The following is a 23,104-nucleotide window of genomic DNA, read 5'->3' as shown; positions in this document are numbered from 1 at the left end:
CCGTGGGTGTGGGTCATTGAGTTTAAGCGCGTGGAGGCCACCCATGACTAACAACCAGCAACTTGCAGCTCATTGCCGCGACGTTATCGCCAATCCGCAAGACCATCTGGATTGGGTGGTGGATATGGCGAGAGTGGCGCTGGCGAGCGTTGAGGCGGAGCCTGTTGAATATCTTACATGGCATCAAGGGTGCCGAGCTCCAGATGATTGCGAAATTTACGCCAATATTGCCGAGAAAGGCGATAGGTCAGATGATGGTTCAGAAGCATTTCCGGTATACACCGCACCGCCATTGGCGGTGATGCAGCCGGTTGTGTTGCCGCAAAGGCTATCACCCTGCCGCAGTGGATACGGTTACTCACTGCAGGCAGATGATAATGGAGATGCATACGATTGCGGGCAAGTGAAAGAAGCCATCCGCGCAGCAGGTGGGAGTGTGAAAGAATGATGACCGAAGAGCAGAAGCGGTTCGAAGCGTGGGCGTCTGTCGAATTCGACACCCGCTTACTTAAGCACGAAAACGGGAATTATCGCGGCCAGGTTCTTCAGCAGATGTGGCAGGCATGGCAAGCCGCGCTCACCCAGCCTGCAAGCACGACTTTCAAGTTGCCTGATGTCATTCTCAAGGATGGAGACTTGGTTATTTCTGGCCATGGCGGCGGATGGAATGAATGTCTAGCAGAAATACAGTTGCTCAACGCCCCACACACAGCACAGATAGAGCCTATATGTGCCACAGGTGGTGCAGAGTGGGTGAAAGAGGCTGAGCATTTGGCAGAAATTTATGGCACCAGCTTCGTGATGTTCCGCCATGGTGAGAAGCCACAGTGCGCCGATCCGACAAAGGTGATCATTTCTTTCACCGATGAAGGGCTGGGCTATGAGCCAGCAACACCGGAGGATTAATGGCTAAGTCACCCGCAGAACGCAAAGCCGACCAGCGCGCACGTCAGGCCGCTGCAGGTGAGCAGAAACTGGAGCTGGTTCTGGATAGTCAGGAATTAGATATGCTGGCCCACAACTGCGCCGCTCGCCGGCCGGGTCGTGAACCCTATGATGCAGCTGAGTACATCGCTCTGCTGATTCGCCAGGATGATGCGCGAGTGCGTGGCCGTATTCGGGTTATCAGTAAGCGCCAGTGCGGTAAGTGTGGCGATCAACTGCCGGTGCAGGATTGCCCATGCAAAGGCGAGGCGGCGTGCTGGGTCAATCGCGGCTGGCATGAAACCAAATTAACGCCGTGACATGTCACGGTTAAATTAACCCGTTGCAGCGGGAAAAGCGTGGAGTTGTATATGAACGAACAAATTAAAAGAGAAGAGATAATGCTGACCGGCGATGTTCTGGCTCGCTACAAGATATCACGCAGCACCCTTTATTTCTGGAGCACTCCATCACGTATGCCAGCATGCTTCAGCCGCCCATTCCCGAAGGCTACTATTGGCGGAAGCCCTAAGCGCTGGCGTACAGATGATGTGCTCAAGTGGGAAAAAGAGGTCAATGCTCTGCCAGAGTCAAGCCAAGAACATTCTCAAGGTGATCAGTCCACACCTTAAGCCAGTGATGTTGGTCGTTAATGTAATCATGCAGGTTGTATCGAGCCATTACTCCAGACATCTGATGTCCGAGCAGCTTCTCAATGACATGTGGCGGCGCGCCTAATTCTGAAAGACGTGTCGCCACAGTTCTCCTCAAATCATGCAGTGACCATTCTTTCATGCCCGTCTTCATTATTATCTGTGCAGAAAAAAATGCGATATTTGGCTGAGCAGGTGGCTTGTCATCTTCAGGCCCTTTATAACGTGATCGCGTCAAAACATGTTTCGTTATAGAGGTTTTCTGATGTTTCTTAAGCATTGAAATGGCGCAATCGGGAAGTGCCCTTCTCACCGTTTTCCCGGTTTTATATTCACTGCCGGGTACCGTCCAAGTTTTTTCCTTATAGTTAAACCATTCCCATTTAGCAGTGCGAATTTCTGTGCTCCTGCATCCTGTCATTAACAGAAATTTCATGACGATTTGCTGTCGTGAAGGGAGTCCATCTAAAGCCTGCCAAATAATTCTGATCTCATCATCTGACAGCACTCTATCTTTCATTGCTGCTGCAACTGCAACATCGGCTCGTCGCAACTCCGCCAGGGGATTGGTATCTATCACTCCTCGGTTATGACAAAACCTGAATGTGCGTTGCATCAGGCTGAGCATCTGACCAGTCACCACTCGCCTGCCCATTCCATCAAATAAATGAAGCCAGTGAGTCTTTGTCGTTTGATTAACAACCATGTCCCCCAGCACCGGATAAATGTGGTTACGGAAATTTTGGCGGTTCTTTACAATTTTTATCAGCCCTTCCGGCTTGGCATAGTGTTCTTCCCAATAGTCGTAAGCTTCTTCAACAGTCAGCGCGTCTACCTTTTTAATCCTCTCAAGAACCACCTGACGTCTTGGATCGTAACCTTCTGTTATCCATAAACGAAATTGCTGCCGCCGTTCCCTTGCCTGTGAGAGGGTTATCGACGGATAATCACCAATGGTGAGTTGCGCGGGTTTGTCTTTCCAACGGTATCGATAGAAGAATGTTACGCCACCAGATAAAGTCAGCCTGACATTCAGCCCGTGTGAATCAGAAATGATCTCGACTTTATCACGCCGCTTTCCTAGCGCCTTTCTTAGTTTGGTGTCTGTTAGCAATGTGTACACTCCCTTTCCGTATACGCAGGAGTGTACACAAAATCTATAAATTGAAGCTATTCAAACTAAACAGAAGTAAAACATGGTAATGCTGAGAATCAAGGCAACACATTGATATGAATGAAATAATTAAAGAGCCATCAATCAAAATCAACAAATATAAAGCGATTGCATATGCCCTTAGATAATGTCTACGACGAGAAGCGGCTGCCCAGCACGCTGCGTCGCAGCTGGCAGCGCCTGTACCGCGACACCAGCGGCATGGTCGGTTTGTACGGCTTTGGCATCCTGCTGTTCCTGTGCCTGTTCGGGGGATTACTGGCGCCGTATGGTATCGATCAGCAATTCCTCGGTTATCAGTTGCTGCCGCCGTCGTGGTCGCGCTATGGCGACGTCTCCTTCTTCCTCGGTACTGACGATCTCGGGCGTGATGTCTTAAGCCGCCTGTTGAGCGGCGTGGCGCCTACCGTCGGTTCCGCGATGGTGGTGACGCTGCTGGCGGCGGTCTGCGCGCTGGTACTGGGCGTATTTGCCGGGATCACCCACGGCGTACGTTCAGCGGTGATGAATCATGTGCTGGATACGCTGCTGTCAATTCCTTCGCTGCTGCTGGCGATTATCGTGGTGGCGTTTCTTGGTCCACGGCTGGAACACGCGATGCTGGCGGTGTTTCTGGCGCTGATCCCACGTTTGGTGCGCGAGATCTATACTGCTGTGCATGATGAGATGGAAAAAGAGTATGTGGTGGCATTGCGCCTCGATGGCGCGCGCAACCTGAATATTTTATGGAACGCGGTGCTGCCCAACGTGCTGCCGCTGCTGGTGAGTGAGTTTACCCGCTCGCTGTCAATGGCGATTCTGGATATCGCCGCGCTCGGTTTCCTCGATCTTGGTGCGCAGCTGCCCTCACCCGAATGGGGAGCGATGCTGGGTGACGCGCTGGAGTTGATCTACGTCGCGCCCTGGACGGTGATGCTGCCGGGCGTGGCGCTGATGGTCAGCGTATTGATCGTTAACCTGCTGGGCGACGGTATCCGTCGCGCGGTAGAAGCGGGAGTTGAATAATGCCGCTACTGGATATCCGTAACCTGACCATTGAATTTATGACCGCAGACGGTCCGGTCAAAGCGGTCGATCGTATCAATCTAACGCTCACTGAAGGTGAAGTGCGTGGGCTGGTAGGTGAATCGGGATCGGGCAAGAGCCTGATCGCTAAAGCTATCTGTGGCGTCACCAAAGATAACTGGCGCGTCACCGCCGATCGCATGGTGTTTGACGACATCGATCTCCTGCGCCTGTCGCCGCGAGAAAGGCGACGTATTGTCGGCCATAACGTATCGATGATTTTCCAGGAGCCGCAGTCCTGTCTCGATCCTTCGGAAAGTATTGGCCGCCAACTCATGCAGGCGATTCCGCGCTGGACCCACAAAGGCCGCTGGTATCAGCGTTTGTGGTTCTGGCGTAAAGTGCGCGCCATTGAGCTGTTGCACCGCGTCGGCATTAAAGATCACAAAGACATCATGCGCAGTTTTCCGTACGAATTGACCGACGGCGAATGCCAGAAAGTGATGATCGCAATCGCGCTGGCCAATCAGCCGCGCTTGCTAATTGCCGATGAACCGACCAATGCGATGGAGCCAACGACGCAGGCGCAGATTTTCCGCCTGCTGAGCCGCCTGAATCAAAACAACAATACCACGATATTGCTGATCAGCCATGACCTGCGCACCATGAGCCAATGGGCCGACCGCATTAACGTAATGTATTGCGGACAGACGGTTGAAACCGCCCAGAGCGAAGATTTAATGGATACGCCACATCATCCTTATACCCAGGCGTTGATCCGTGCAATGCCGGATTTTGGCAGCGCGCTGCCGCATAAAAGCCGGCTGAATACGCTCTCAGGTGCTATTCCGTCGCTGGAACATCTTCCGATTGGCTGCCGCCTTGGCCCGCGCTGCCCCTATGCGCAGCGCAAATGTATCGAAACACCGCGCCTGACCGGCAACAAAGCGCATCTGTTCGCCTGTCACTTCCCGTTGAATATGGAGAGCCAGTAGCGATGGAAACCTTGCTGGAAGTGCGCAATCTGAGCAAAACCTATCGCTATCGCACCGGTTTATTCCGTCGTCAGCACGTCGAAGCGGTGAAAGGCGTGAGTTTTACCCTACGCGAGAAGCAGACGCTGGCGGTGATTGGTGAAAATGGCTCCGGAAAATCGACGCTGGCGAAAATGCTGAGCGGCATGGTGGAACCCACCGCAGGGGACATGCTGATTGACGATCATCCTTTGGAGTACGGTGACTACGGTTACCGCAGCCAGCGCATCCGCATGATTTTTCAGGATCCCTCAACGTCGCTCAACCCGCGCCAGCGCATCAGTCAGATTCTTGATTTCCCGCTGCGCCTGAATACCGAACTGGATGATGAAGCGCGTGAAAAACGCATCATCGCCACGCTGCGTCAGGTGGGCTTGCTGCGCGATCACGCCGGTTACTATCCGCATATGCTGGCGCCCGGACAGAAGCAGCGTCTGGCGCTGGCGCGAGCGCTGATTTTACAGCCGAAAGTGATCGTTGCCGATGAGGCGCTCGCCTCGCTGGATATGACCATGCGTTCACAGCTGGTGAACCTGATGCTGGAACTGCAGGAGAAGCATGGCATCGCCTATATTTATGTGACGCAGCATCTCGGCATGATGAAGCACATCAGCGATCAGGTGCTGGTGATGCATCAGGGCGAAGTGGTTGAACGCGGCGGTACCGCCGATGTACTGGCCTCGCCGCTGCACGATTTGACCAAACGTCTGATCACCAGCCATTTTGGCGAAGCTTTAACCGCAGAAGCCTGGCGACGCGAACGCTGATGGCGCAGGTTACCGCGGAAAACGCGGTGCGATTTACCGCATTTATAGAGACGTGCTAGACTTCGCACGTGATTAACGTCGGTTGCCTGGTTTTTAATCATCGCGACCGCCAACAACAATGACCAAAAGGATTACAGCTATGGGTTTTCTTTCCGGTAAGCGCATTCTGATTACTGGCGTTGCCAGTAAACTCTCAATCGCCTACGGTATTGCGCAGGCGATGCACAAACAGGGCGCAGAACTGGCTTTCACCTACCAGAACGACAAACTGAAAAGTCGTGTGGAAGAGTTTGCTAAAGATCTGGGTTCAGACATTGTTCTGCCTTGCGATGTAGCCGAAGACGAGAGCATCACTGCGCTGTTCACCGAACTGGCAAAAACCTGGCCGAAATTTGACGGTTTCGTTCACTCCATCGGTTTCGCGCCTGGCGATCAGCTGGATGGTGACTATGTGAACGCCGTGACCCGTGAAGGCTTCAAAATCGCTCACGACATCAGCGCCTACAGCTTTGTTGCGATGGCTAAAGAGTGCCGTGCGATGCTGAACCCTAACTCAGCCCTGCTTACCCTGTCCTACCTGGGTGCAGAGCGCGCGATCCCTAACTACAACGTTATGGGTCTGGCGAAAGCGTCTCTGGAAGCCAACGTTCGTTACATGGCGAACGCGATGGGTCCAGAAGGCACGCGCGTTAACGCCGTGTCAGCCGGTCCAATCCGTACCCTGGCGGCGTCAGGCATCAAAGACTTCCGTAAGATGCTGGCACACTGCGAAGCGGTTACCCCGATTCGTCGTACCGTGACCATCGAAGACGTGGGTAACTCTGCGGCCTTCCTGTGTTCTGACCTCGCGGGTGGTATCACCGGTGAAGTGGTACACGTTGATGGCGGCTTCAGCATCGCCGCGATGAACGAGCTGGAACTGAAATAAGATTCATCCACAGGTCGCCCTTTCTGGCGACCTGTTTAAAAAGCCCCCGCCCTTATACTCCTAAGCTATTAATTATTCCCCATCATTCTTTTGCCGTGGACAGCCGTTCAGCGACGATAAGCTAGCCCTTTGTTGCACGCCTGCTTTTCAGATTCGCACGCCCTGCAGCAAGTCCGTTTTTAGCGAAAGGAATGACCATGGAACAACGCCGTTCTCCCGGCCATGACCACTGGTTTTATGAAAGCCAGACTCGCCCGAATACTACCGCTACCGCACCGCTGGTGCCCGAAGCCGCCTATATCGAAGACCGTTTTCTGCTCGGTTTGCAACAGGAAGCCACGGCGTTACAACCGCTGCTGACACGTTTTCAGCCTGCACTGTTGGCTGCGCGCGATCTGAGTCAGATCCTGTTTCCCGATACGCTCTCGACCAGTTTGACGCACACGTTAACCCTGTACGATCGCCTCAGCACCGCGTTAACGGTGGCGCAGGTCGCTGGTGTGCAGCGCTTGTGCAATCACTACTCTGCCCGGCTAAATCCGTTACCCGGCCCGGACTCTTCACGTGAAAGCAATAATCGCCTGACACAAATTACCCAATATGCGCGCCAGCTAGCGATGCAGCCGGAGCTGATTACCCGCAACAGCATTAGCGCGTTGGATGCGGTGGGATTAACCGAGCCCGATATCGTCACGCTCAACCAACTGGTGGGCTATGTCAGTTATCAGTCGCGCGTAGTGGCGTCGCTGCAGGCGATGATGGGCTTGCCGGTGCGCTGGATTCCGGGTGTTTCTCCGGCGCCAGATGCCAACGCCGACCTGTTTGCCCACTCCGCCGACTGGCAACCAGCGTTAAAACCGGTTGAATTGCGCTATGCCAGCGCCGAACAGCTGGCCGCCGTGACGTTCTGTCAGGGCATTGAGGGTTTGGATGAAGCAACGTGGCTGCTGGTGCAGGATGCGCAAGCGTTGTACGGCTTCGCTACTCTGAAGCAGCGGCTTAGCGAACATTTTGCGCAGGATGAAGTGCTGGCGCAGGCAGTTAGCGCGCGCGTGCTGGGGTGTCGACGCCAGTTCGATCGGCTGGCAGGTGAATGGCGCACGGCGCTAGTGCAGGATATCGAGCGCGCCGCTAACACCTCGCCGGTGATTACCCTCAGCGCCCAGTTAACTCGCCTGCCCGACCGCTTTAGCGCTGCGCATCTGCAGCCGCTGTTAAATGCTGGCTGGGGCACCGAACGCATCTTCACACTGTTACAAGCGGTAGCCTTTGCCAGCTGGCAGGATCGCGTGCTGATGGCGCTCGGCGAAACCCGTTAATCGGGTAGATGCCGGCGCGCTTCATCAAAGAAATGCTGAGCCAGCGGCGATGCTCTGCCCGGCTCGGCAATCACCAGCGCCGCCTGACGCCCCATCGGCGCGATATCAATTGGCCGCCGCGCCAGATTCTGCATCAGCTCCGGCAACAGATGGCCGCACGGCGAAACCATCACCCCCAATCCTACCTGCGCACTTTGCAACAGCTGCATAATTGAGGCGCTTTCAACGATAACGCGTGGGATCAGTCCGGTTTCTCGCAGTTGCCCGTCGAGATAGCGGCGAAAATAGCGCGTCGGTTCGGCCAGGCACAGCGGCTGGCTGGCGAGTGTAGAGAGCGTGATGGTTTCCTGCTGCAGCAACGCCGGAAAATGCGCCGGATTAAACAGGGCTTCCACGCCGGGATCTTTCAGCAGTGCCGTCTGGAAGTGCAGCTCACGCAGTGACGTCAGTTCAAAGAACCCGATACCGCCGTCCACGGTATGGCTGTTGAGCGCTTCCAGCAGTTGGTCGGCGCTCATCGCCGAAACGCGATAGTCGAGCTGCGGGTAGCGCACTTCCACCGCCTTCAACAGCGCCGGCAGCGCCACGCTGCACTGCGGCATGACGCCCAGCCGCAACGTGCCGTTGACGCCATGCTTAAGCGATTCAACTTCCAGCTTCAAACCCTGATACACCGAGACAATCTCCCGCGCCCACGTCAGCACGCGTTCGCCCTCTGGCGTGAAGCCATCGAAATTATTGCTGCGGTTAATCAGCGAAAGGCCTAATTCGCGCTCAAGGTTTTTCAGACGCATCGACAGCGTCGGCTGGCTGACAAAACTGGCTTCGGCTGCACGACCAAAGTGGCGCTCGCGCTCCAGATTAGTGAGGTAGATTAATTGTTTGATGTCCATGGAAAGCAGAATTGGCTGGAAAACAACAGTGTATCATGGCGCATGCCGCTGCGCTGAAGGCCCGCGCAGCGGCATGTTGTTACGCCACGCCGAGAGCAGTTTTGACGTCGTTGGCAATCTTCTCGACCTGCGGGCCATAAATCACCTGCACATCGTGTTCACTGACGCGATTGATACCGTTGGCACCGGTGGTCAGCAAGGTTTGATCAACCACTTCATTCATCTGTTTCACCCGCACCCGCAGTCGCGTGAAACAGCAATCGACATCCTCTATATTGGCCTCACCACCGAGTCCGCTGATGATGACCTTAGTGCGTTCATCGGCCGCTACCAATTCAGGTTTTTGCTCTTCATCAGATTCGCGTCCCGGCGTCTCCACGCGCATGCGGGTGATGACAAAACGGAAGCCGTAGTAATAAATCGGCACGTAAATCACGCCGAGGACAATCGTCCACCACCAATGGGTTTTGCTGCCACCGAGGATGCCGAACACCACCAAATCGATCGCGCCGCCCTGCACGTTGCCAATCATCAGCTGCAGCATCGACATCAGCATAAACGACAGGCCGGTTAACAGCGCATGCAGGATATACAGCACCGGCGACACGAAGATGAAACAGAACTCCAGCGGCTCGGTGATGCCAGTGGTAAATGAAGTCAGCGCGCCGGCCAGCACCAGCGCTTTGACGCGCTGTTTATGCTCGGGACGCGCGGTGTGGTAAATCGCCAGCGCGGCAGCGGGTAAACCAAACATCATGACCGGAATCTTGCCCTGGGCAAGGAACTGCGTGGCGCCGCGTACCGTCTCATCTGGAATGGCGCCGGGATGCGTTAGCGAGGTGTTGAAGATGTTCAACGCCCCGACAATGCTTTGCCCGTCGACCGTTGCCATGCCGCCAATGGGCGTAAAGCGCACGGTTTCATTGAGGATGTGATGCAAACCGGTGGGAATCAGTAAGCGCTCGCTGGTACCCAGCAGGAACGCGCCATACTGACCGCTTTTACCAATCATCAGGCCCACCCACGCAATACCTTCCCCAATGGTCGGCCAAATCAGCGCCAGCAGCACGCCAATCAGCGGCAACACCACCACGGTAACGATCGGCACAAAGCGCCGTCCGCCAAAGAAGCTGATCGCCGTAGGCAGTTGCTGAGTATAGAAACGGTTATGCAGCAACACAGTAATCAAGCCAGCAATCACGCCGCCCAGCACGCTCATGTTGTAGGTAAAAATGCCAAGCATGTCGATGTATTCAGCCGAGGTCATCATCGCCGCGGTTTGGTCCATGCCCGCTTTTTGCAACGCTTCTGGCGTGGTGGTCGCCGCCGTCAGCCCTTTCGACGCCAGCGTGGCGCTGATGCCGACGTTCATGGCGATATAGCCAATGACAGCGGCGAATGCGGCGGTGGGCTTCTCGGCTTTTGCCAGTCCGATAGCGCTGGCTACCGCAAAGAACAGCGGCAGATTGGCGAAGAGCGCGCCCGCCACTTTGCGGATAAAGCCAATGATCAGTTGCGGCACCTGCAGATTGGCGAAGGCATCACCGGTGATGGCAGGATTTTGCATCGCCGCGGCTAACCCAAGGAAGATCCCTGCGGCGGCGATCACCGAGATCGGCATCATTAAGGCTTTACCGAAGGCGTGTATTTGGCTGGCCAGACTCTTCATGCTGCATGCCCTTTTCAGAATGGAAAGAGCAATTATTAGTCAGTTATCTCAGCAACACGTAACCGCCTGCCCTTATCAGCCGGGAAAGTTTGACTTAGGTCACGCTTTACGCGCGTGTTGCGATAAACGCCGCCTATCGCACCATTAAACCAATCAATTAGACAACTTTTAAGGAGAGTCGCACACTTCCCGCTAACAGAAGACATATTCTGATAACAACTCATAAACAAATAAGCCTGCAACTATGAAATTTAAACGTAAGATTCAACCCTATCGCGCGGCGGCGGGCGGCTGGGGTTCTTTGGAAGCCACCACCCGTTTCGTCCTTGATAGCAAAGCGGCGCTGAAAAACATGCGTAATCTGATGCGTATGAACAAAGCGCGCGGTTTCGACTGCCCAGGTTGTGCATGGGGCGATGACAACAAAAGCACTTTCAGCTTCTGTGAAAACGGCGCCAAAGCGGTGACGTGGGAAGCGACACGTCGTGTAGTTGAGCCTGAATTCTTCGCCCAGCACAGCGTAAGCACCCTGTATCAGCAAAGTGACTATTTCCTCGAATATCAGGGACGCTTGACCCACCCAATGCGCTATAACAGCGCGACCGACCATTACGAGCCGATTAGCTGGGATGATGCCTTTGCGCTCATTGCACGCCATTTGCAGGCGATGGACCATCCGAACCAGATGGAGCTGTATACCTCCGGCCGCGCCAGCAATGAAGCCTCATGGCTTTATCAACTGTTTGGTCGCGTGATGGGCAGCAATAACTTCCCTGACTGCTCCAACATGTGCCACGAAGCCAGTGGTACTGGCCTGAAGCGCAGCATCGGCGTGGGCAAAGGCACCATTCGTCTGGATGATTTCGATCACGCAGACGCGATTTTCGTCCTGGGCCAGAATCCAGGCACCAACCATCCACGTATGCTGCACAGCCTGCGTCACGCTGCCGATCACGGCGCGAAAATCGTCACCTTTAATACCTTACGTGAGCGCGGACTTGAGCGTTTTGCCGATCCGCAGAAGCCACTTGAGATCGTCACTTCGATGGCTGGCACGATTAGTTCTGCCTATTACCAGCCCAACCTCGGCGGCGATATGGCGGCGATTCGTGGCATGGTGAAAACGCTGCTGGAAGTGCAGCGTGCGCGTTTGGCCGCCGGTGAGAAAGGTATTTTCGATCAAGCTTTTATCGATGCCAACACGCAAGGTATCGAAGAGTATCTTGCCGCGGTGGATAACACCCGCTGGGATGATATTGTGCGCCAATCGGGCCTGAGCGAAACGCAGATTCGTGAAGCAGCGGCCATTTATCAAAGTGCCGAACGCGTCATCGTCACTTGGGCAATGGGCATCACCCAGCACAAACATTCGGTCGATACCGTTCGCGAAATCACCAACCTGCAGCTGCTGTTTGGTCAACTGGGCAAAAAAGGCGCTGGCCTGTGTCCGGTACGCGGCCACAGTAACGTGCAGGGCAACCGCACCATGGGGATTGATGAGAAGCCGAGCAAAGCGTTCCTCGATGCACTGGGCGCACATTTTGATTTCGAGCCACCACGCGAGCATGGCCACAACACCGTTGAAGCGTTGAATGCGATGCTGCGTGACGAAGTGAAAGTGCTGATTGCGCTGGGCGGTAACCTCGCTGCGGCAGCACCGGATTCACCGGTCACCGAAGAGGCGTTGCAGCACTGCGGTTTGACGGTGCACATCAGCACCAAACTGAACCGCAGCCACCTGGTGCCGGGCCATGAAGGGTTGATTCTGCCGACATTGGGCCGCACCGAGCGCGATCGCCAGGCAAGCGGCAATCAATATATTACCGTCGAAGACTCCTTCAGCATGGTGCACGCTTCTGAAGGCGTGGGCATTCCGCTGGCCGAGACGCAGCGTTCCGAAACCGCGATTGTTGCGGGCATTGCGCATGCAACCTTAGGCAGCGATAAAATCGACTGGCTGGCGATGGCGGGCAACTACGATCTGATTCGCGATCACATTGCGGCGACGATTCCGGGCTTTGCCGATTTCAATAACAAATGCGACATCCCAGGCGGATTCTATCTGGGCAGCGCCGCGGCCGAACTGCGCTTCAACACGCCGAGCAAATTAGCCGAGTTCAGCGCAGCGGCACTGCCAACCTCGCTGTTTCCACTGCTGGGTGATGTTGCCGTGCCGTTCACGCTGCAAACTCTGCGCTCCCACGATCAGTACAACACCACTATTTACGGCCTCGACGATCGCTATCGCGGCGTGTACGGTCAGCGCGAGGTGGTGTTTATTCATCCGGAGGATATGGCATCGCTGGGCTTCACCGAAGGCCAGTTGGTGGATATTGAAACGCTGTGGAATGACGGTTTGACGCGTCGCGTCAGTGGTTTCAAGCTGGTGCCTTACAATATTCCGCGCGGCAACCTCGCCGCTTATTATCCGGAAACTAACCCGCTGGTGCCGCTTTCCAGCTTCGGCGACGGCAGTGGCACGCCGACCTCAAAATCGGTGCCGGTTAAGCTGGCATTAACCGCCGCCGTACCCTCGCAACGTATCGCCTGACCAAAGCGTTATCAGAAGGTAAAAAGCCGCGTAAAGCGGCTTTTTAGCCTGTTTTGGCCTTGCCGCGCGCACCCGATTCGCGTAAAACTGTCAGCCGCTCTTAGGCCACGAAACTATATAAATTATGTTCCAGGATAATCCGCTGCTCGCGCAGCTTAAAGAGAAGCTTCACGCGCAGACTCCGCGCGTCGAAGGTGTTGTTAAAGGTACGGAAAAAGGCTTTGGCTTCCTTGAAGTTGATGCCCAAAAAAGCTACTTCATTCCGCCACCGCAGATGAAGAAAGTGATGCACGGCGACCGTATTTCAGCCGTGATCCACACCGATAAAGACCGCGAGAGTGCCGAGCCGGAAACCCTGGTTGAGCCGTTCCTGACCCGCTTTGTCGGCCGCGTACAAAAGAAGGACGATCGCCTGTCGATTGTACCGGATCATCCGCTGCTGAAAGATGCGATTCAGTGTCGCGCCGATCGTAGCGTGTCCCACGATTTCCAGAACGGCGATTGGGCGGTGGCGGAAATGCGCCGTCATCCGCTGAAGGGCGATCGCGGTTTCTATGCCGAACTGACCGAATTCATTGTCACTGCGGACGATCACCTCGCGCCGTGGTGGGTGACGCTATCGCGTCACAACCTCGAACGTCAGGCACCCGACGTCGGTTTTGGTGAGATGATTGATGAGAATCTGCAGCGTGAAGATCTGACTGCCCTGAACTTCGTCACCATCGACAGCGCCAGCACCCAGGATATGGATGATGCGCTGTATGTGGAAGAGACCGCCGACGGCAATCTTTCGCTGACCATCGCTATCGCCGATCCTACCGCTTACGTGCCGGAAGGCAGCGAGCTGGATAAGCTGGCGTCAAAACGCGCCTTCACCAACTATCTGCCGGGCTTCAACATTCCAATGCTGCCGCGCGAGCTTTCTGACAACGTCTGTTCACTGCGTCCGAACGCGCGTCGTCCGGCGCTGGCGTGCCGCGTAACGGTGCTGAAAGATGGCAGCCTGGCTGACGATGTGCACTTCTTCGCCGCGTGGATCGAATCGAAAGCCAAACTGGTTTATGACGAGGTCTCCGATTGGCTGGAAAATAGCGGCAGCTGGCAGCCAGAGAACGAGGCGATTGCCCAGCAGATTCGCCTGCTGCATCAGGTTTGCCTGGCGCGCAGCGAGTGGCGTCAAACCCATGCGCTGGTGTTTAAAGATCGTCCGGACTACCGCTTCGTGCTGGGCGAGAAAGGCGAAGTGCTGGATATCATCTCCGAGCCACGTCGCATCGCTAACCGCATCGTAGAAGAGTCAATGATTCTGGCTAACGTCTGTGCCGCCAACGTGCTGCAGGAAAAGCTGGGCTTCGGTATCTACAACCTGCATACCGGCTTTGATCTGGCGAATGCTGAGCAGGCCGCTGGCGTGCTGGCGGGACACGGTATCACCGTTGATCCGCAGGCAATTACCACGCTGGAAGGTTTCCGTCAGCTGCGTCGTGAACTTGATGCACAGCCAACGCAGTATCTTGATAGCCGCATTCGGCGCTTCCAGTCCTTTGCGGAAGTCGGCACTGAGCCTGGCCCGCACTTTGGCCTCGGCCTCGACGCCTACGCGACCTGGACATCGCCGATTCGTAAGTTTGGTGACATGATCAACCATCGTCTGCTGAAAGCGATTGTGCGCGGTGACAGCATCGCCCGTCCGCAGGATGAGCTGACGACGATCATGAGCGAGCGTCGTCGCCTGAACCGTATGGCAGAACGCGATGTGGGTGATTGGCTCTATGCACGTTTCCTGTCGCCATTTGCTGGCACCGACCGCAAATTCAGCGCCGAAGTTATCGACGTGTCGCGCGGCGGTATGCGCGTTCGTTTGCAGGAAAATGGCGCGGTTGCCTTTATCCCTGCACCATTCATCCACGCGGTGCGTGATGAACTGGTGTGCTCGCAGGAGAGCGGCACCGTGCAGATTAAAGGTGAAGTGGCTTACCGCGTTACTGACATCATTGATGTGACCATCGCCGAAGTGCGCATGGAAACACGCAGCGTGGTGGCTCGTCCCGCCGCCTGAGCATGAAAACCTGCGGGATAACAGCCGTTATCCCGCATTTCTCTTCGCCCGCTTTAGCAAATGTTAAATTTGCATTCCGCTTCACATTTCTAACGCCTTCGCCTGTCGTTAACAATTCATTACATTACTTTTAACTTGTTGTATTCGATCGCCTCTTTTCCCGGTCCCTACAAGGAGTTAACTCATGAACAACGTCAAAACCAGATTGATCTGGTTAGCGGTGGCGTTAATTGGCGCGGGCGCGTTTGCCATGCTGGCGCTCAGCCGCGGCGAACATGTCAACGCTGTCTGGCTGGTCATTGCCTCCGTCGCCTGCTACAGCATTGCCTACCGCTTCTACAGCCTGTTTATTTCAAAGCGCATCTTTGAACTGGACGATCGTCGACTTACGCCGGCGGAGCGCCTCAGTGACGGTCTCGATTACGTTCCCACCAATAAATGGGTGCTGTTCGGCCACCACTTTGCGGCGATTGCCGGTGCGGGGCCGCTGGTTGGGCCGATTCTCGCGGCGCAAATGGGTTTTCTGCCTGGCACCATCTGGATTCTGGTGGGCGTCATGTTTGCCGGCGCGGTGCAGGACTTCCTGATTCTGTTTATCTCGACGCGTCGTGATGGACGTTCACTGGGTGAGATGGCGCGCCAGGAGCTCGGATCCTTCGCCGGTGTGGTTACCATGCTTGGCGCGTTGGGCGTGATGATCATCATCCTCTCCGCGCTGGCGCTGGTGGTGGTAAAAGCGTTAGCAAACAGTCCGTGGGGCTTGTTCACTATTGCCGCAACCATTCCCATTGCGCTGTTTATGGGCGTGTATATGCGCTTCCTGCGACCGGGGAAAATTGCGGAAGTGTCGATCATTGGCTTCGTTCTAATGATGGCGGCGATCATTTACGGCGGCAACGTGGCAGCTGACCCTTACTGGGGCCCGCTGTTTACCCTGAAAGGCACGGAGCTGACGTGGGTGCTGGTAATCTACGGTTTTATCGCCTCTTCGCTGCCGGTGTGGTTGCTGCTGGCACCGCGCGATTATCTCTCTACCTTCCTGAAAATCGGCGTCATCATTGGTCTGGCGATTGGCATTCTGTTTGCCATGCCTGAAATGAAGATGCCCGCCGTCACCAAATTTATTGATGGCACCGGTCCGGTATTCTCCGGCGCACTGTTCCCGTTCCTGTTTATTACCATTGCCTGTGGCGCGATTTCCGGCTTCCACGCGTTGGTCTCGAGCGGAACCACGCCGAAACTGGTGGAGCGCGAAAGTCACATTCGTTTTATCGGCTATGGCGCGATGTTGATGGAGTCGTTCGTGGCGATCATGGCGCTGATTTGCGCCTCGGTGCTCGATCCAGGCGTCTACTTTGCTATGAACTCCCCTGCCGCGCTGATTGGCACCACAGTGGAAAGCGCTTCGCAGGCGATTAACGGCTGGGGCTTTGTGGTGACGCCAGAGATGCTAAGCGGCATTGCGCGCGACGTGGGTGAAAGCACCATTCTGTCACGTGCCGGTGGCGCGCCAACCTTCGCGGTGGGCATGGCGCATATTATTACCGAAGTCTTTAACAGCCGCGCCATGATGGCGTTCTGGTATCACTTCGCCATTCTGTTTGAAGCGCTGTTTATTCTTACTGCGGTTGATGCCGGTACGCGTGCCTGCCGGTTTATGGTGCAGGACCTGGTGGGCACCGTGGTGCCGTCCATGGCCAATAACCGTTCATGGCTGGGCAATATGGCTGGCACCACTGTCGCTGTCGCTGGCTGGGGCTTCTTTGTCTATCAAGGCGTGGTTGATCCGCTCGGTGGCATTAATACGCTGTGGCCGCTGTTTGGCATCGGCAACCAGATGCTGGCGTCAATGGCGTTGATTCTCGGCACCGTGGTGCTGTTCAAGATGAAAAAGCAGCGCTACGCATGGGTAACAATTTTACCCACCGCCTGGCTGTTTATTACCTCAATGACCGCTGGCTGGCAGAAGATCTTCCATGAGAAGCCTTCGATTGGCTTCCTCGCTCAGGCCAATAAATTCCGTAAAGGCATTGATGATGGGATTGTCATTGCCCCAGCGAAAACGGTCGCCGATATGCAAACCATCGTGTTTAGCAATCAAATTAACGCGGCCCTGTGCGCCTTCTTCATGCTGGTGGCGGTCACCATGCTGGTTGCCGCCTTCTTCGTGATTCGTCGGGCACTTAACAGCACAGTACCAACTACCCATGAATCTGAGATCTCTCTGCGTAAAGAGGTGCGAAATGTCTGAGTCCATTTTCCATTGGAGAAAACCGCGCGGCGCGTGGCACATTCAGCAATGCTTACCGATAGCATCCGCCCCGGCTGGGCAAACTCTTACGCGCTGGCAGCGACTGTGGCAGGGTTTGCAGCAGAGCTTTCGCTTAATGGTCGGCGTTCATGACTATCAAACTTATCTGAAGCATATGCGTGAACATCATCCAGAGATCGCGCCGATGAATGAACGGGCTTTCCACCGACACTGCCTCGATGCGCGTTTTCCCAGCCAGCCAGGCAAACTCGGCAAGTGTCCTTGCTAACGCTTTTCAGCCCCGTTTATCGGGGCTTTTTCGTGCCATTCTTTAATAAAAACAAAAATATATTCAGATTGCATCTTGTGCTGGCTCAGGAGGTTGAATACTGTAGCTAAAATAATGAGATACCGCCCGCTGAGCATTCCCCCCGGAGGAAGTTTCCATGACCGATGAACAAGGGCAAACACTGTTGTACACCTTGTTTGGCACCACCAGCCCTCATTGGCGTTTAACCTCAGATAGTGATGCTTTGCATTTTGCCGAAGATGAGAACGCGAATACCAATATGGCGGTTCCACTTACTCCCGCACAAGCCAGTTTGTTGCGTGCGATGACCGTTATAACCTCCAGTATTAACCTCACGCTGTCGCTGCATGGCGAGCCGGTACCGATGCATTTTGTTGGCCGTAAAGTTAATCAATCCACCTGGGCTGGCACCTCGTCAGCATGGGGCGATACCTCTGCTGTCGCGCGGGATTTGACGCTCGGTTTATCGTTCGCGGAGCAGGTAGTTTCGGAAGCCAATTCCGTGATTGTGATACTCGATCAACGCGGCAATATTCAGCGATTCAATCGTTTAAGCGAAGAGTACACCGGACTGAAAGAGCAGGAAGTGATTGGCCGTAATGTGTTTCAACTGTTTATGACCAAGCAGGAAGCGCAGGCGTCACGGCGTAACATCGCCGGTTTCTTCAGTGAAGGCAGTTCTTACGAGGTTGAGCGCTGGATTAAAACCCGTAAAGGCCAGCGACTGTTTCTGTTTCGTAATAAGTTTGTTCACAGTGGTAGCGGAAAAAATGAAATTTTCCTCATCTGTTCAGGAACGGACATCACCGAAGAGCGCCGGGCGCAGGAACGGCTGCGCGTCTTAGCCAATACCGATACGGTGACGGGGTTGCCTAACCGCAACGCTATTCATCAGCAGATTAGTCTGGCACTGGAGCTGGCAAATGGCAGTCAAACCGGTGTGGTTTACCTCGATTTAGACAATTTTAAGAAGGTCAATGACGCGTACGGCCATATGTTCGGCGATCAGTTGCTGCAAGCAGTGTCTCTGGCGATCCTCAGCTGCCTGAGCAAAGACCAGACGCTGGCGCGCCTCGGCGGCGATGAATTTGTCGTACTGGCGGAACATACCAGCCAGGCGGCGCTGGAAGCGATGGCGTCGCGTATTCTTGAACGTCTGCGCCAGCCCTTCCGCATCGGCCTGATTGAGGTGTATAGCGGCTGCTCGATTGGTATCGCTCTGGCTCCGCTGCACGGCGAAGATCGTGAAAGCTTGATTCGCAACGCAGATACCGCGATGTACCACGCCAAGGAGAACGGGCGCGGCAAGTTCTGCGTATTCGCAAATGAGATGAACCAGCGGGTGTTTGAGTACCTTTGGCTCGACACCAATCTGCGCAAAGCGCTCGAACTCGACCATCTGGTGGTGCATTATCAGCCGAAACTGAATGCCGATGGCGAGGTGCTAAGCGCCGAAGCACTGGTGCGCTGGAATTCACCGGAGCGCGGGTTGGTGCCACCGGGCGACTTCATCTCCTATGCTGAAGAGTCTGGTTTGATTGTGCCATTGGGCCGCTGGGTGATGCTCAATGTGCTGCAGCAGATTATTAAGTGGCGTAGCGAAGGCATCTATCTGCGTGTCGCGGTGAATGTCTCCGCTAAGCAACTGATCGACCAGAGTATTTATACTGATTTGAAACATGCGCTGACCGAAGCTGGCCTGACGGATTGCCCGATCGATATCGAATTAACGGAAAGTTGTTTGATTGAGAATGAAGCTGGCGCGCTGATGCTGATGAAGCAGTTCCAGGAACTGGGTGCGCAAATTCATCTCGATGATTTTGGTACCGGTTACTCCTCGCTTTCCCAGCTGGCGCGCATCCCTATCGATGCCATAAAACTGGATCAGAGCTTTGTGCGTAATATCAATAAGCAACCTGTCGCGCAGTCGCTGGTCCGTGCGATTGTCGCGGTTGCCAAAGCCCTTAAGCTGCAGGTGATTGCCGAGGGCATTGAAACGAAAGCCGAAGAGAAGTTTGTGATGGCCAACGGTGTCGATGGGCGTCAAGGTTATTATTATGCAAAACCAATGCCCGCAGAACAGCTCGGGCATTGGCTGGCTAAGCATCCTGCCCGCGTCTAACGCTGGTTTGCGAGATTAGCCGGCTTTGCGCAAGGATGCGCTATGACGGTTCTGCAGTTGTACCAGACGTTCCATATAAGCAATGTCTTTCGGTTCCAGCGTGAAGGCATAATCAACCCAGTCCTCCGTGATATCCATTAACTCAGCACGTGATAACTGCAGCACGCGCTGACGCGCCTTCAGCATGGCACGCACGCCGTTGAGCTTTGGACGCAACGTATCGATAAAGGTCCGCGTGGTGCGATAGCCATCGCCCGGTTGGAACACTTTATCGACCAGACCACGCGTTTCATACCACTCCGCGCTGTGTGACTCTCCTTCCATAATCAGCTCTTCGGCCAGCTTCATGCCAGAGCGACGCGCCACTAATGAGTAGCCGCCCATGCCCGGGAACAGGTTGAACGCGATCTCCGGGAAACCCATGCGTGCGCTGTTCTGCGCCAGAATGAAGTGATGCGCCAGCGCCGCCTCAAAGCCACCGCCGAGCGCACTGCCCTCAATCATCGCCAGCGTTACCGCACCCGTATCAAAACCCCGTGCTGCGGAGTGGATGCAGTCCACACAGGCGCGCGCATAGGCACGCAGCGCTTCACGGCGGTTGTTACGAATGCACTCGACAAAGAAGCGCAAATCGCCACCGGCGTTAAACATCTGCGGTACCAACGAACCCGTCACCCAGAAGTCAATCGGCAGACCGGAACGCTGGGCTGAATAGCTCAGGTTCATGATCTCCTCAATTAATTCGTGGTTGAAACTTGGGCGCGGTTGCGCACGCAGCATCATCCACATAGTACGGCGCCCCTCTTCATAGTAGGCGGCGAGCTGTGTGGTTTGTCCAACTTCGGTGAACAGTCTGCATGTCGGTTGGTTAATTACTGTCATTGTCTCATCCTCTGTTTATGTTTATGTAGTGCGTTAAACGCCACATCAGCGTAATCCAGAGTGAGGCCAGACCAAATGAGAGATTGATTTATAAAGCAAAATCCAGAGATATCCCCGACCATCGGCCGGGGAAGCATTAGCGGGCTTACTTGATGGCGGCACGCTGCCCTACGGCAACATGAGAACGCTTAACGCGTCGTGAATAAACAGCGGTGATGATTGGCACGATAACAGAAGTGACGATCACCGACGTCGCGACTAAAGCCGTGGCGGCGGGTGCGACCGGTTTAAACTGGGGCAGCATCTCGGCGATTAATACCGGCGTCGCCACAGCAGCACCGGCGGTGCTTGAGGCTGCAATGCCTGCGGTGCCATCACCGCCACCAATCAGACGGTCGGCAATAATCAGTGGAATGCCGGTGACAATGATAACGGCGACGCCCAACATGATGCCCAACAAGCCGGTCTGAGCGATGACGGTTAAATCGATGGTGTTTCCCAACGCGAAGGCAAAGAACGGAATTAAGGTGTGTACCGCTTTGCCGAAGAATTCACGCAGTTCGGGATCGAGATTGCCCAGCGCAAATCCTACGATAAACGGCAGCACCGCTCCGACAAATACATGCGGTTCAAACGACGCAATACCCGCGGTTCCAAGAATCACCATCGTCATCAACGGCCCCGACTCCAGTGACATCAGGACAAATGCGCCGGCTTCCTCTTTCGACCCGTATTGCTGCATGATTGAGGCGTACAAACCGCCGTTGGTCATGTCCATTGCCGCCACTAATGCCAGCGTCGAAAGCCCGGCAAACATTCCGACCTCCACACCATTCTCGGGCATTACGCGTGAAGCGATGGCCGCAACCACCCAGGCTACAGCGATTTTAGTCAGCACCAGCGTGCCCGATTTACGCAGCACCGTGCCCGTTGCGCTGAGTTTGATGGATGCGCCCATGCAGAAGAACCATACCGCAAGAATTGGTACGGTGCCGGTCATCAAGCCATTAGTAAACGAACCGAAGTATTTGCCCGCACCAGGGGAAAAGGTATGACAGAGCGCGCCCAGAAACAGCGGGATCAGCATCATACCGCCAGGAATTTTATCGATTGCACGTTTGATATGCATAGTTATGTCACCTTAACTGAGCCAGAGGGAGGTGTTTTATGATTTGCCGGATGGCATGGCGAGCAAGATAACGGGCTACGGGAAGGAAAAAAGTGATCGCACATCTATTTATGAAACGTTGTTTTAATTTTATTGATTGATCATTTTGTATTTATGATGCGCATCGCCATACCAGATAAAGACAAGCTAAAAGAAAGGCGCCCATAGGCGCCTAAGTCTTTTAAATCCAATCAATTTTGTCCATACCAGGCGTTCTTTCCGTGCTTACGCAGATAATGCAGGTCCAGTAAGGTTTGCGAGATGGGCGGCAACTCAGTGCGCAGCTGTTCCGTATGCAGCGCCATATAGGCCACCTCTTCAAGGACTACCGCGCTGTGCACCGCAGCATGTGCATCTTTACCCCAGGCAAAAGGTCCATGCGAATTCACCAGCGCGGCGGGAATGGCGGATGGCTGAATGCCGCGCTGAGCAAAGGTTTCAATAATCACCTGACCGGTATTCCACTCATACTCCTGCTCAATCTCTTCACGCTTCATCGGTCGTGTGCAGGGAATCGTGCCGTAAAAGTCGTCGGCGTGTGTGGTGCCCAAGGCGATAATTTCGCGTCCAGCCTGTGCCCATATGGTGGCATGGCGTGAATGCGTATGTACGATGCCACCAATCTCTGGCCAGGCGAGATAGAGTGCGCGATGCGTCGCGGTATCTGATGACGGGCGCATTTTACCTTCAACCACGTTACCGCTGGCTAGTTCAATGACTACCATATCGTCGCGCTGCATCTGTTCATACTTAACACCTGACGGTTTAATTACCAGCAGGCCTTGTTCGCGATCCACAGCGCTCACATTGCCCCAGGTAAAGGTGACAAGGTTGTAACGCGGTAGATCAAGATTGGCTTCCAGTACTTGCTGCTTTAACGCTTCCAGCATGTTTATTCTCCTGCAAACTGTGATAACTGAATTGTGCGGAGCTGGCGCTAAAAGCGTTATGGAAGGATTAGCTGTAAAAGCTGCGGAAAGTGGCTGAGGCTGTAAATGTGTGGCGTGGGTTGGTTTTGAGCATTAAATAAAAACTGGGTTACAAACTCGCAGTTTAGGACCGTTTTACCCTGCCGAGTGCAATGTAACATCTATACTTAAAGAGTTACCTCGGTGTTAACAATCAAGGAGAAGTTAATGACTACAACAATGAAACATTTTACGGCTGTCGTATTGGCTACCACTTTAGTTGTCGCGCTGAGCGGCTGTTCAAACTGGTCAAAACGCGACCGCAACACTGCAATTGGTGCGGGTGCGGGTGCCATTGGCGGCTCAGTATTGACCAATGGTAGCGGGCTGGGCACGGTAGGCGGCGCGGCCGTCGGCGGTATCATCGGCCATCAGATTAGCAAGTAAATTATAATAATCAGGCTACGCAGCGCATCTACTTAACAAC

General features: G+C 54.7%; 21 protein-coding genes. 15 read left to right on the top strand and 6 right to left on the bottom strand.

Annotated features, from left to right (window positions below):
• Window positions 1-43 precede the first annotated feature (43 nt).
• From PMI17_RS20915 to PMI17_RS25000, 4 genes are read left to right on the top strand one after another with little or no spacing between them, the layout of a single operon-like run.
• Window positions 44-448, top strand: coding sequence for a hypothetical protein (locus PMI17_RS20915; RefSeq protein WP_007892471.1), 405 nt, complete (start codon window positions 44-46; stop codon window positions 446-448).
• A complete protein-coding gene (locus PMI17_RS20910; protein ID WP_007892470.1) occupies window positions 445-906 on the top strand; it encodes a hypothetical protein in 462 nt (153 codons plus the stop codon). The genes PMI17_RS20915 and PMI17_RS20910 overlap by 4 nt, the downstream gene beginning before the upstream one ends.
• The gene (locus PMI17_RS20905) at window positions 906-1,244 is read left to right on the top strand and encodes a hypothetical protein (RefSeq protein ID WP_007892469.1); all 339 of its coding nucleotides are present in this window, start codon (window positions 906-908) and stop codon (window positions 1,242-1,244) included. The genes PMI17_RS20910 and PMI17_RS20905 overlap by 1 nt, the downstream gene beginning before the upstream one ends.
• A gap of 51 nt (window positions 1,245-1,295) precedes the next feature.
• On the top strand, window positions 1,296-1,556 hold the full coding sequence (locus tag PMI17_RS25000; protein WP_007892468.1) for a hypothetical protein: 261 nt from the start codon (window positions 1,296-1,298) through the stop codon (window positions 1,554-1,556).
• On the opposite strand, the gene PMI17_RS20900 is transcribed toward PMI17_RS25000, so the two are convergent.
• Window positions 1,498-2,691, bottom strand: a complete 1,194-nt coding sequence (locus PMI17_RS20900; RefSeq protein ID WP_007892467.1) for a site-specific integrase — start codon at window positions 2,689-2,691, stop codon at window positions 1,498-1,500. The two genes, PMI17_RS25000 and PMI17_RS20900, sit on opposite strands and share 59 nt — an antisense overlap.
• 174 nt (window positions 2,692-2,865) lie before the next feature.
• Here PMI17_RS20900 and sapC point away from each other — a divergent pair, with 174 nt between their 5' ends.
• The 5 genes from sapC to PMI17_RS20875 all read left to right on the top strand — a co-directional run bounded on the left by sapC (window position 2,866) and on the right by PMI17_RS20875 (window position 7,804).
• On the top strand, window positions 2,866-3,756 hold the full coding sequence (gene sapC / locus PMI17_RS20895) for a putrescine export ABC transporter permease SapC (RefSeq protein ID WP_007892460.1): 891 nt from the start codon (window positions 2,866-2,868) through the stop codon (window positions 3,754-3,756).
• Entirely contained in the window at window positions 3,756-4,751 is a 996-nt protein-coding gene (gene sapD / locus PMI17_RS20890; protein WP_007892458.1) for a putrescine export ABC transporter ATP-binding protein SapD, read from the top strand. Before sapC ends, sapD begins: the two co-directional genes overlap by 1 nt.
• A gap of 2 nt (window positions 4,752-4,753) precedes the next feature.
• Window positions 4,754-5,557, top strand: coding sequence for a putrescine export ABC transporter ATP-binding protein SapF (gene sapF, locus PMI17_RS20885; protein WP_007892457.1), 804 nt, complete (start codon window positions 4,754-4,756; stop codon window positions 5,555-5,557).
• A gap of 139 nt (window positions 5,558-5,696) precedes the next feature.
• Window positions 5,697-6,485 carry an enoyl-ACP reductase FabI gene (fabI, locus tag PMI17_RS20880; RefSeq protein WP_007892455.1) on the top strand — a complete coding sequence of 263 codons (789 nt, stop codon included), beginning with the start codon at window positions 5,697-5,699 and terminating at the stop codon, window positions 6,483-6,485.
• A gap of 197 nt (window positions 6,486-6,682) precedes the next feature.
• Entirely contained in the window at window positions 6,683-7,804 is a 1,122-nt protein-coding gene (locus PMI17_RS20875; protein ID WP_007892453.1) for a hypothetical protein, read from the top strand.
• Here the strand turns inward: PMI17_RS20875 and PMI17_RS20870 are convergent.
• The gene (locus PMI17_RS20870; protein WP_007892450.1) at window positions 7,801-8,697 is read right to left on the bottom strand and encodes a LysR family transcriptional regulator; all 897 of its coding nucleotides are present in this window, start codon (window positions 8,695-8,697) and stop codon (window positions 7,801-7,803) included. The genes PMI17_RS20875 and PMI17_RS20870 overlap by 4 nt on opposite strands.
• Window positions 8,698-8,776: 79 nt before the next feature.
• Window positions 8,777-10,366 (bottom strand): PTS transporter subunit EIIC, encoded by a 1,590-nt coding sequence (locus tag PMI17_RS20865; RefSeq protein ID WP_007892448.1) that lies wholly within the window; start codon window positions 10,364-10,366, stop codon window positions 8,777-8,779.
• Between the two features lie 244 nt (window positions 10,367-10,610).
• Here PMI17_RS20865 and PMI17_RS20860 point away from each other — a divergent pair, with 244 nt between their 5' ends.
• The 5 genes from PMI17_RS20860 (at window position 10,611) to pdeR (ending at window position 19,659) form a co-directional block, all read left to right on the top strand.
• Window positions 10,611-12,917: an FdhF/YdeP family oxidoreductase gene (locus PMI17_RS20860; RefSeq protein WP_007892443.1), complete on the top strand. Its 2,307-nt coding sequence runs from the start codon at window positions 10,611-10,613 to the stop codon at window positions 12,915-12,917.
• Between the two features lie 124 nt (window positions 12,918-13,041).
• Window positions 13,042-14,976, top strand: a complete 1,935-nt coding sequence (locus PMI17_RS20855) for an exoribonuclease II (RefSeq protein ID WP_007892442.1) — start codon at window positions 13,042-13,044, stop codon at window positions 14,974-14,976.
• A 184-nt stretch (window positions 14,977-15,160) separates the two neighbouring features.
• The gene (locus PMI17_RS20850) at window positions 15,161-17,227 is read left to right on the top strand and encodes a carbon starvation CstA family protein (RefSeq protein ID WP_007892441.1); all 2,067 of its coding nucleotides are present in this window, start codon (window positions 15,161-15,163) and stop codon (window positions 17,225-17,227) included.
• Complete coding sequence (locus PMI17_RS24995) at window positions 17,220-17,516, top strand: YbdD/YjiX family protein (RefSeq protein ID WP_007892440.1); 297 nt, start codon at window positions 17,220-17,222, stop codon at window positions 17,514-17,516. Before PMI17_RS20850 ends, PMI17_RS24995 begins: the two co-directional genes overlap by 8 nt.
• Before the next feature lie 157 nt (window positions 17,517-17,673).
• A complete protein-coding gene (pdeR, locus tag PMI17_RS20845; protein WP_007892439.1) occupies window positions 17,674-19,659 on the top strand; it encodes a cyclic di-GMP phosphodiesterase in 1,986 nt (661 codons plus the stop codon).
• 15 nt (window positions 19,660-19,674) lie between these two features.
• On the opposite strand, the gene PMI17_RS20840 is transcribed toward pdeR, so the two are convergent.
• The 3 genes from PMI17_RS20840 to araD form a co-directional block, all read right to left on the bottom strand.
• Window positions 19,675-20,541: a crotonase/enoyl-CoA hydratase family protein gene (locus tag PMI17_RS20840; protein WP_007892438.1), complete on the bottom strand. Its 867-nt coding sequence runs from the start codon at window positions 20,539-20,541 to the stop codon at window positions 19,675-19,677.
• A gap of 145 nt (window positions 20,542-20,686) precedes the next feature.
• On the bottom strand, window positions 20,687-21,670 hold the full coding sequence (gene kdgT / locus PMI17_RS20835; protein ID WP_007892437.1) for a 2-keto-3-deoxygluconate transporter: 984 nt from the start codon (window positions 21,668-21,670) through the stop codon (window positions 20,687-20,689).
• Between the two features lie 230 nt (window positions 21,671-21,900).
• Window positions 21,901-22,599, bottom strand: a complete 699-nt coding sequence (gene araD / locus PMI17_RS20830) for an L-ribulose-5-phosphate 4-epimerase (RefSeq protein ID WP_007892436.1) — start codon at window positions 22,597-22,599, stop codon at window positions 21,901-21,903.
• A gap of 246 nt (window positions 22,600-22,845) precedes the next feature.
• On the opposite strand from araD, the gene osmB reads away from it, so the two are divergent.
• A complete protein-coding gene (gene osmB, locus PMI17_RS20825; protein ID WP_007892434.1) occupies window positions 22,846-23,064 on the top strand; it encodes an osmotically-inducible lipoprotein OsmB in 219 nt (72 codons plus the stop codon).
• The last annotated feature ends 40 nt before the right edge of the window (window positions 23,065-23,104 follow it).

Origin of the sequence: Pantoea sp. GM01 (genome assembly GCF_000282675.1) — a bacterium.
Classification (GTDB): Bacteria; Pseudomonadota; Gammaproteobacteria; order Enterobacterales; family Enterobacteriaceae; genus Pantoea; species Pantoea nemavictus.
This window is presented reverse-complemented; position numbering and strand designations above follow the sequence as displayed.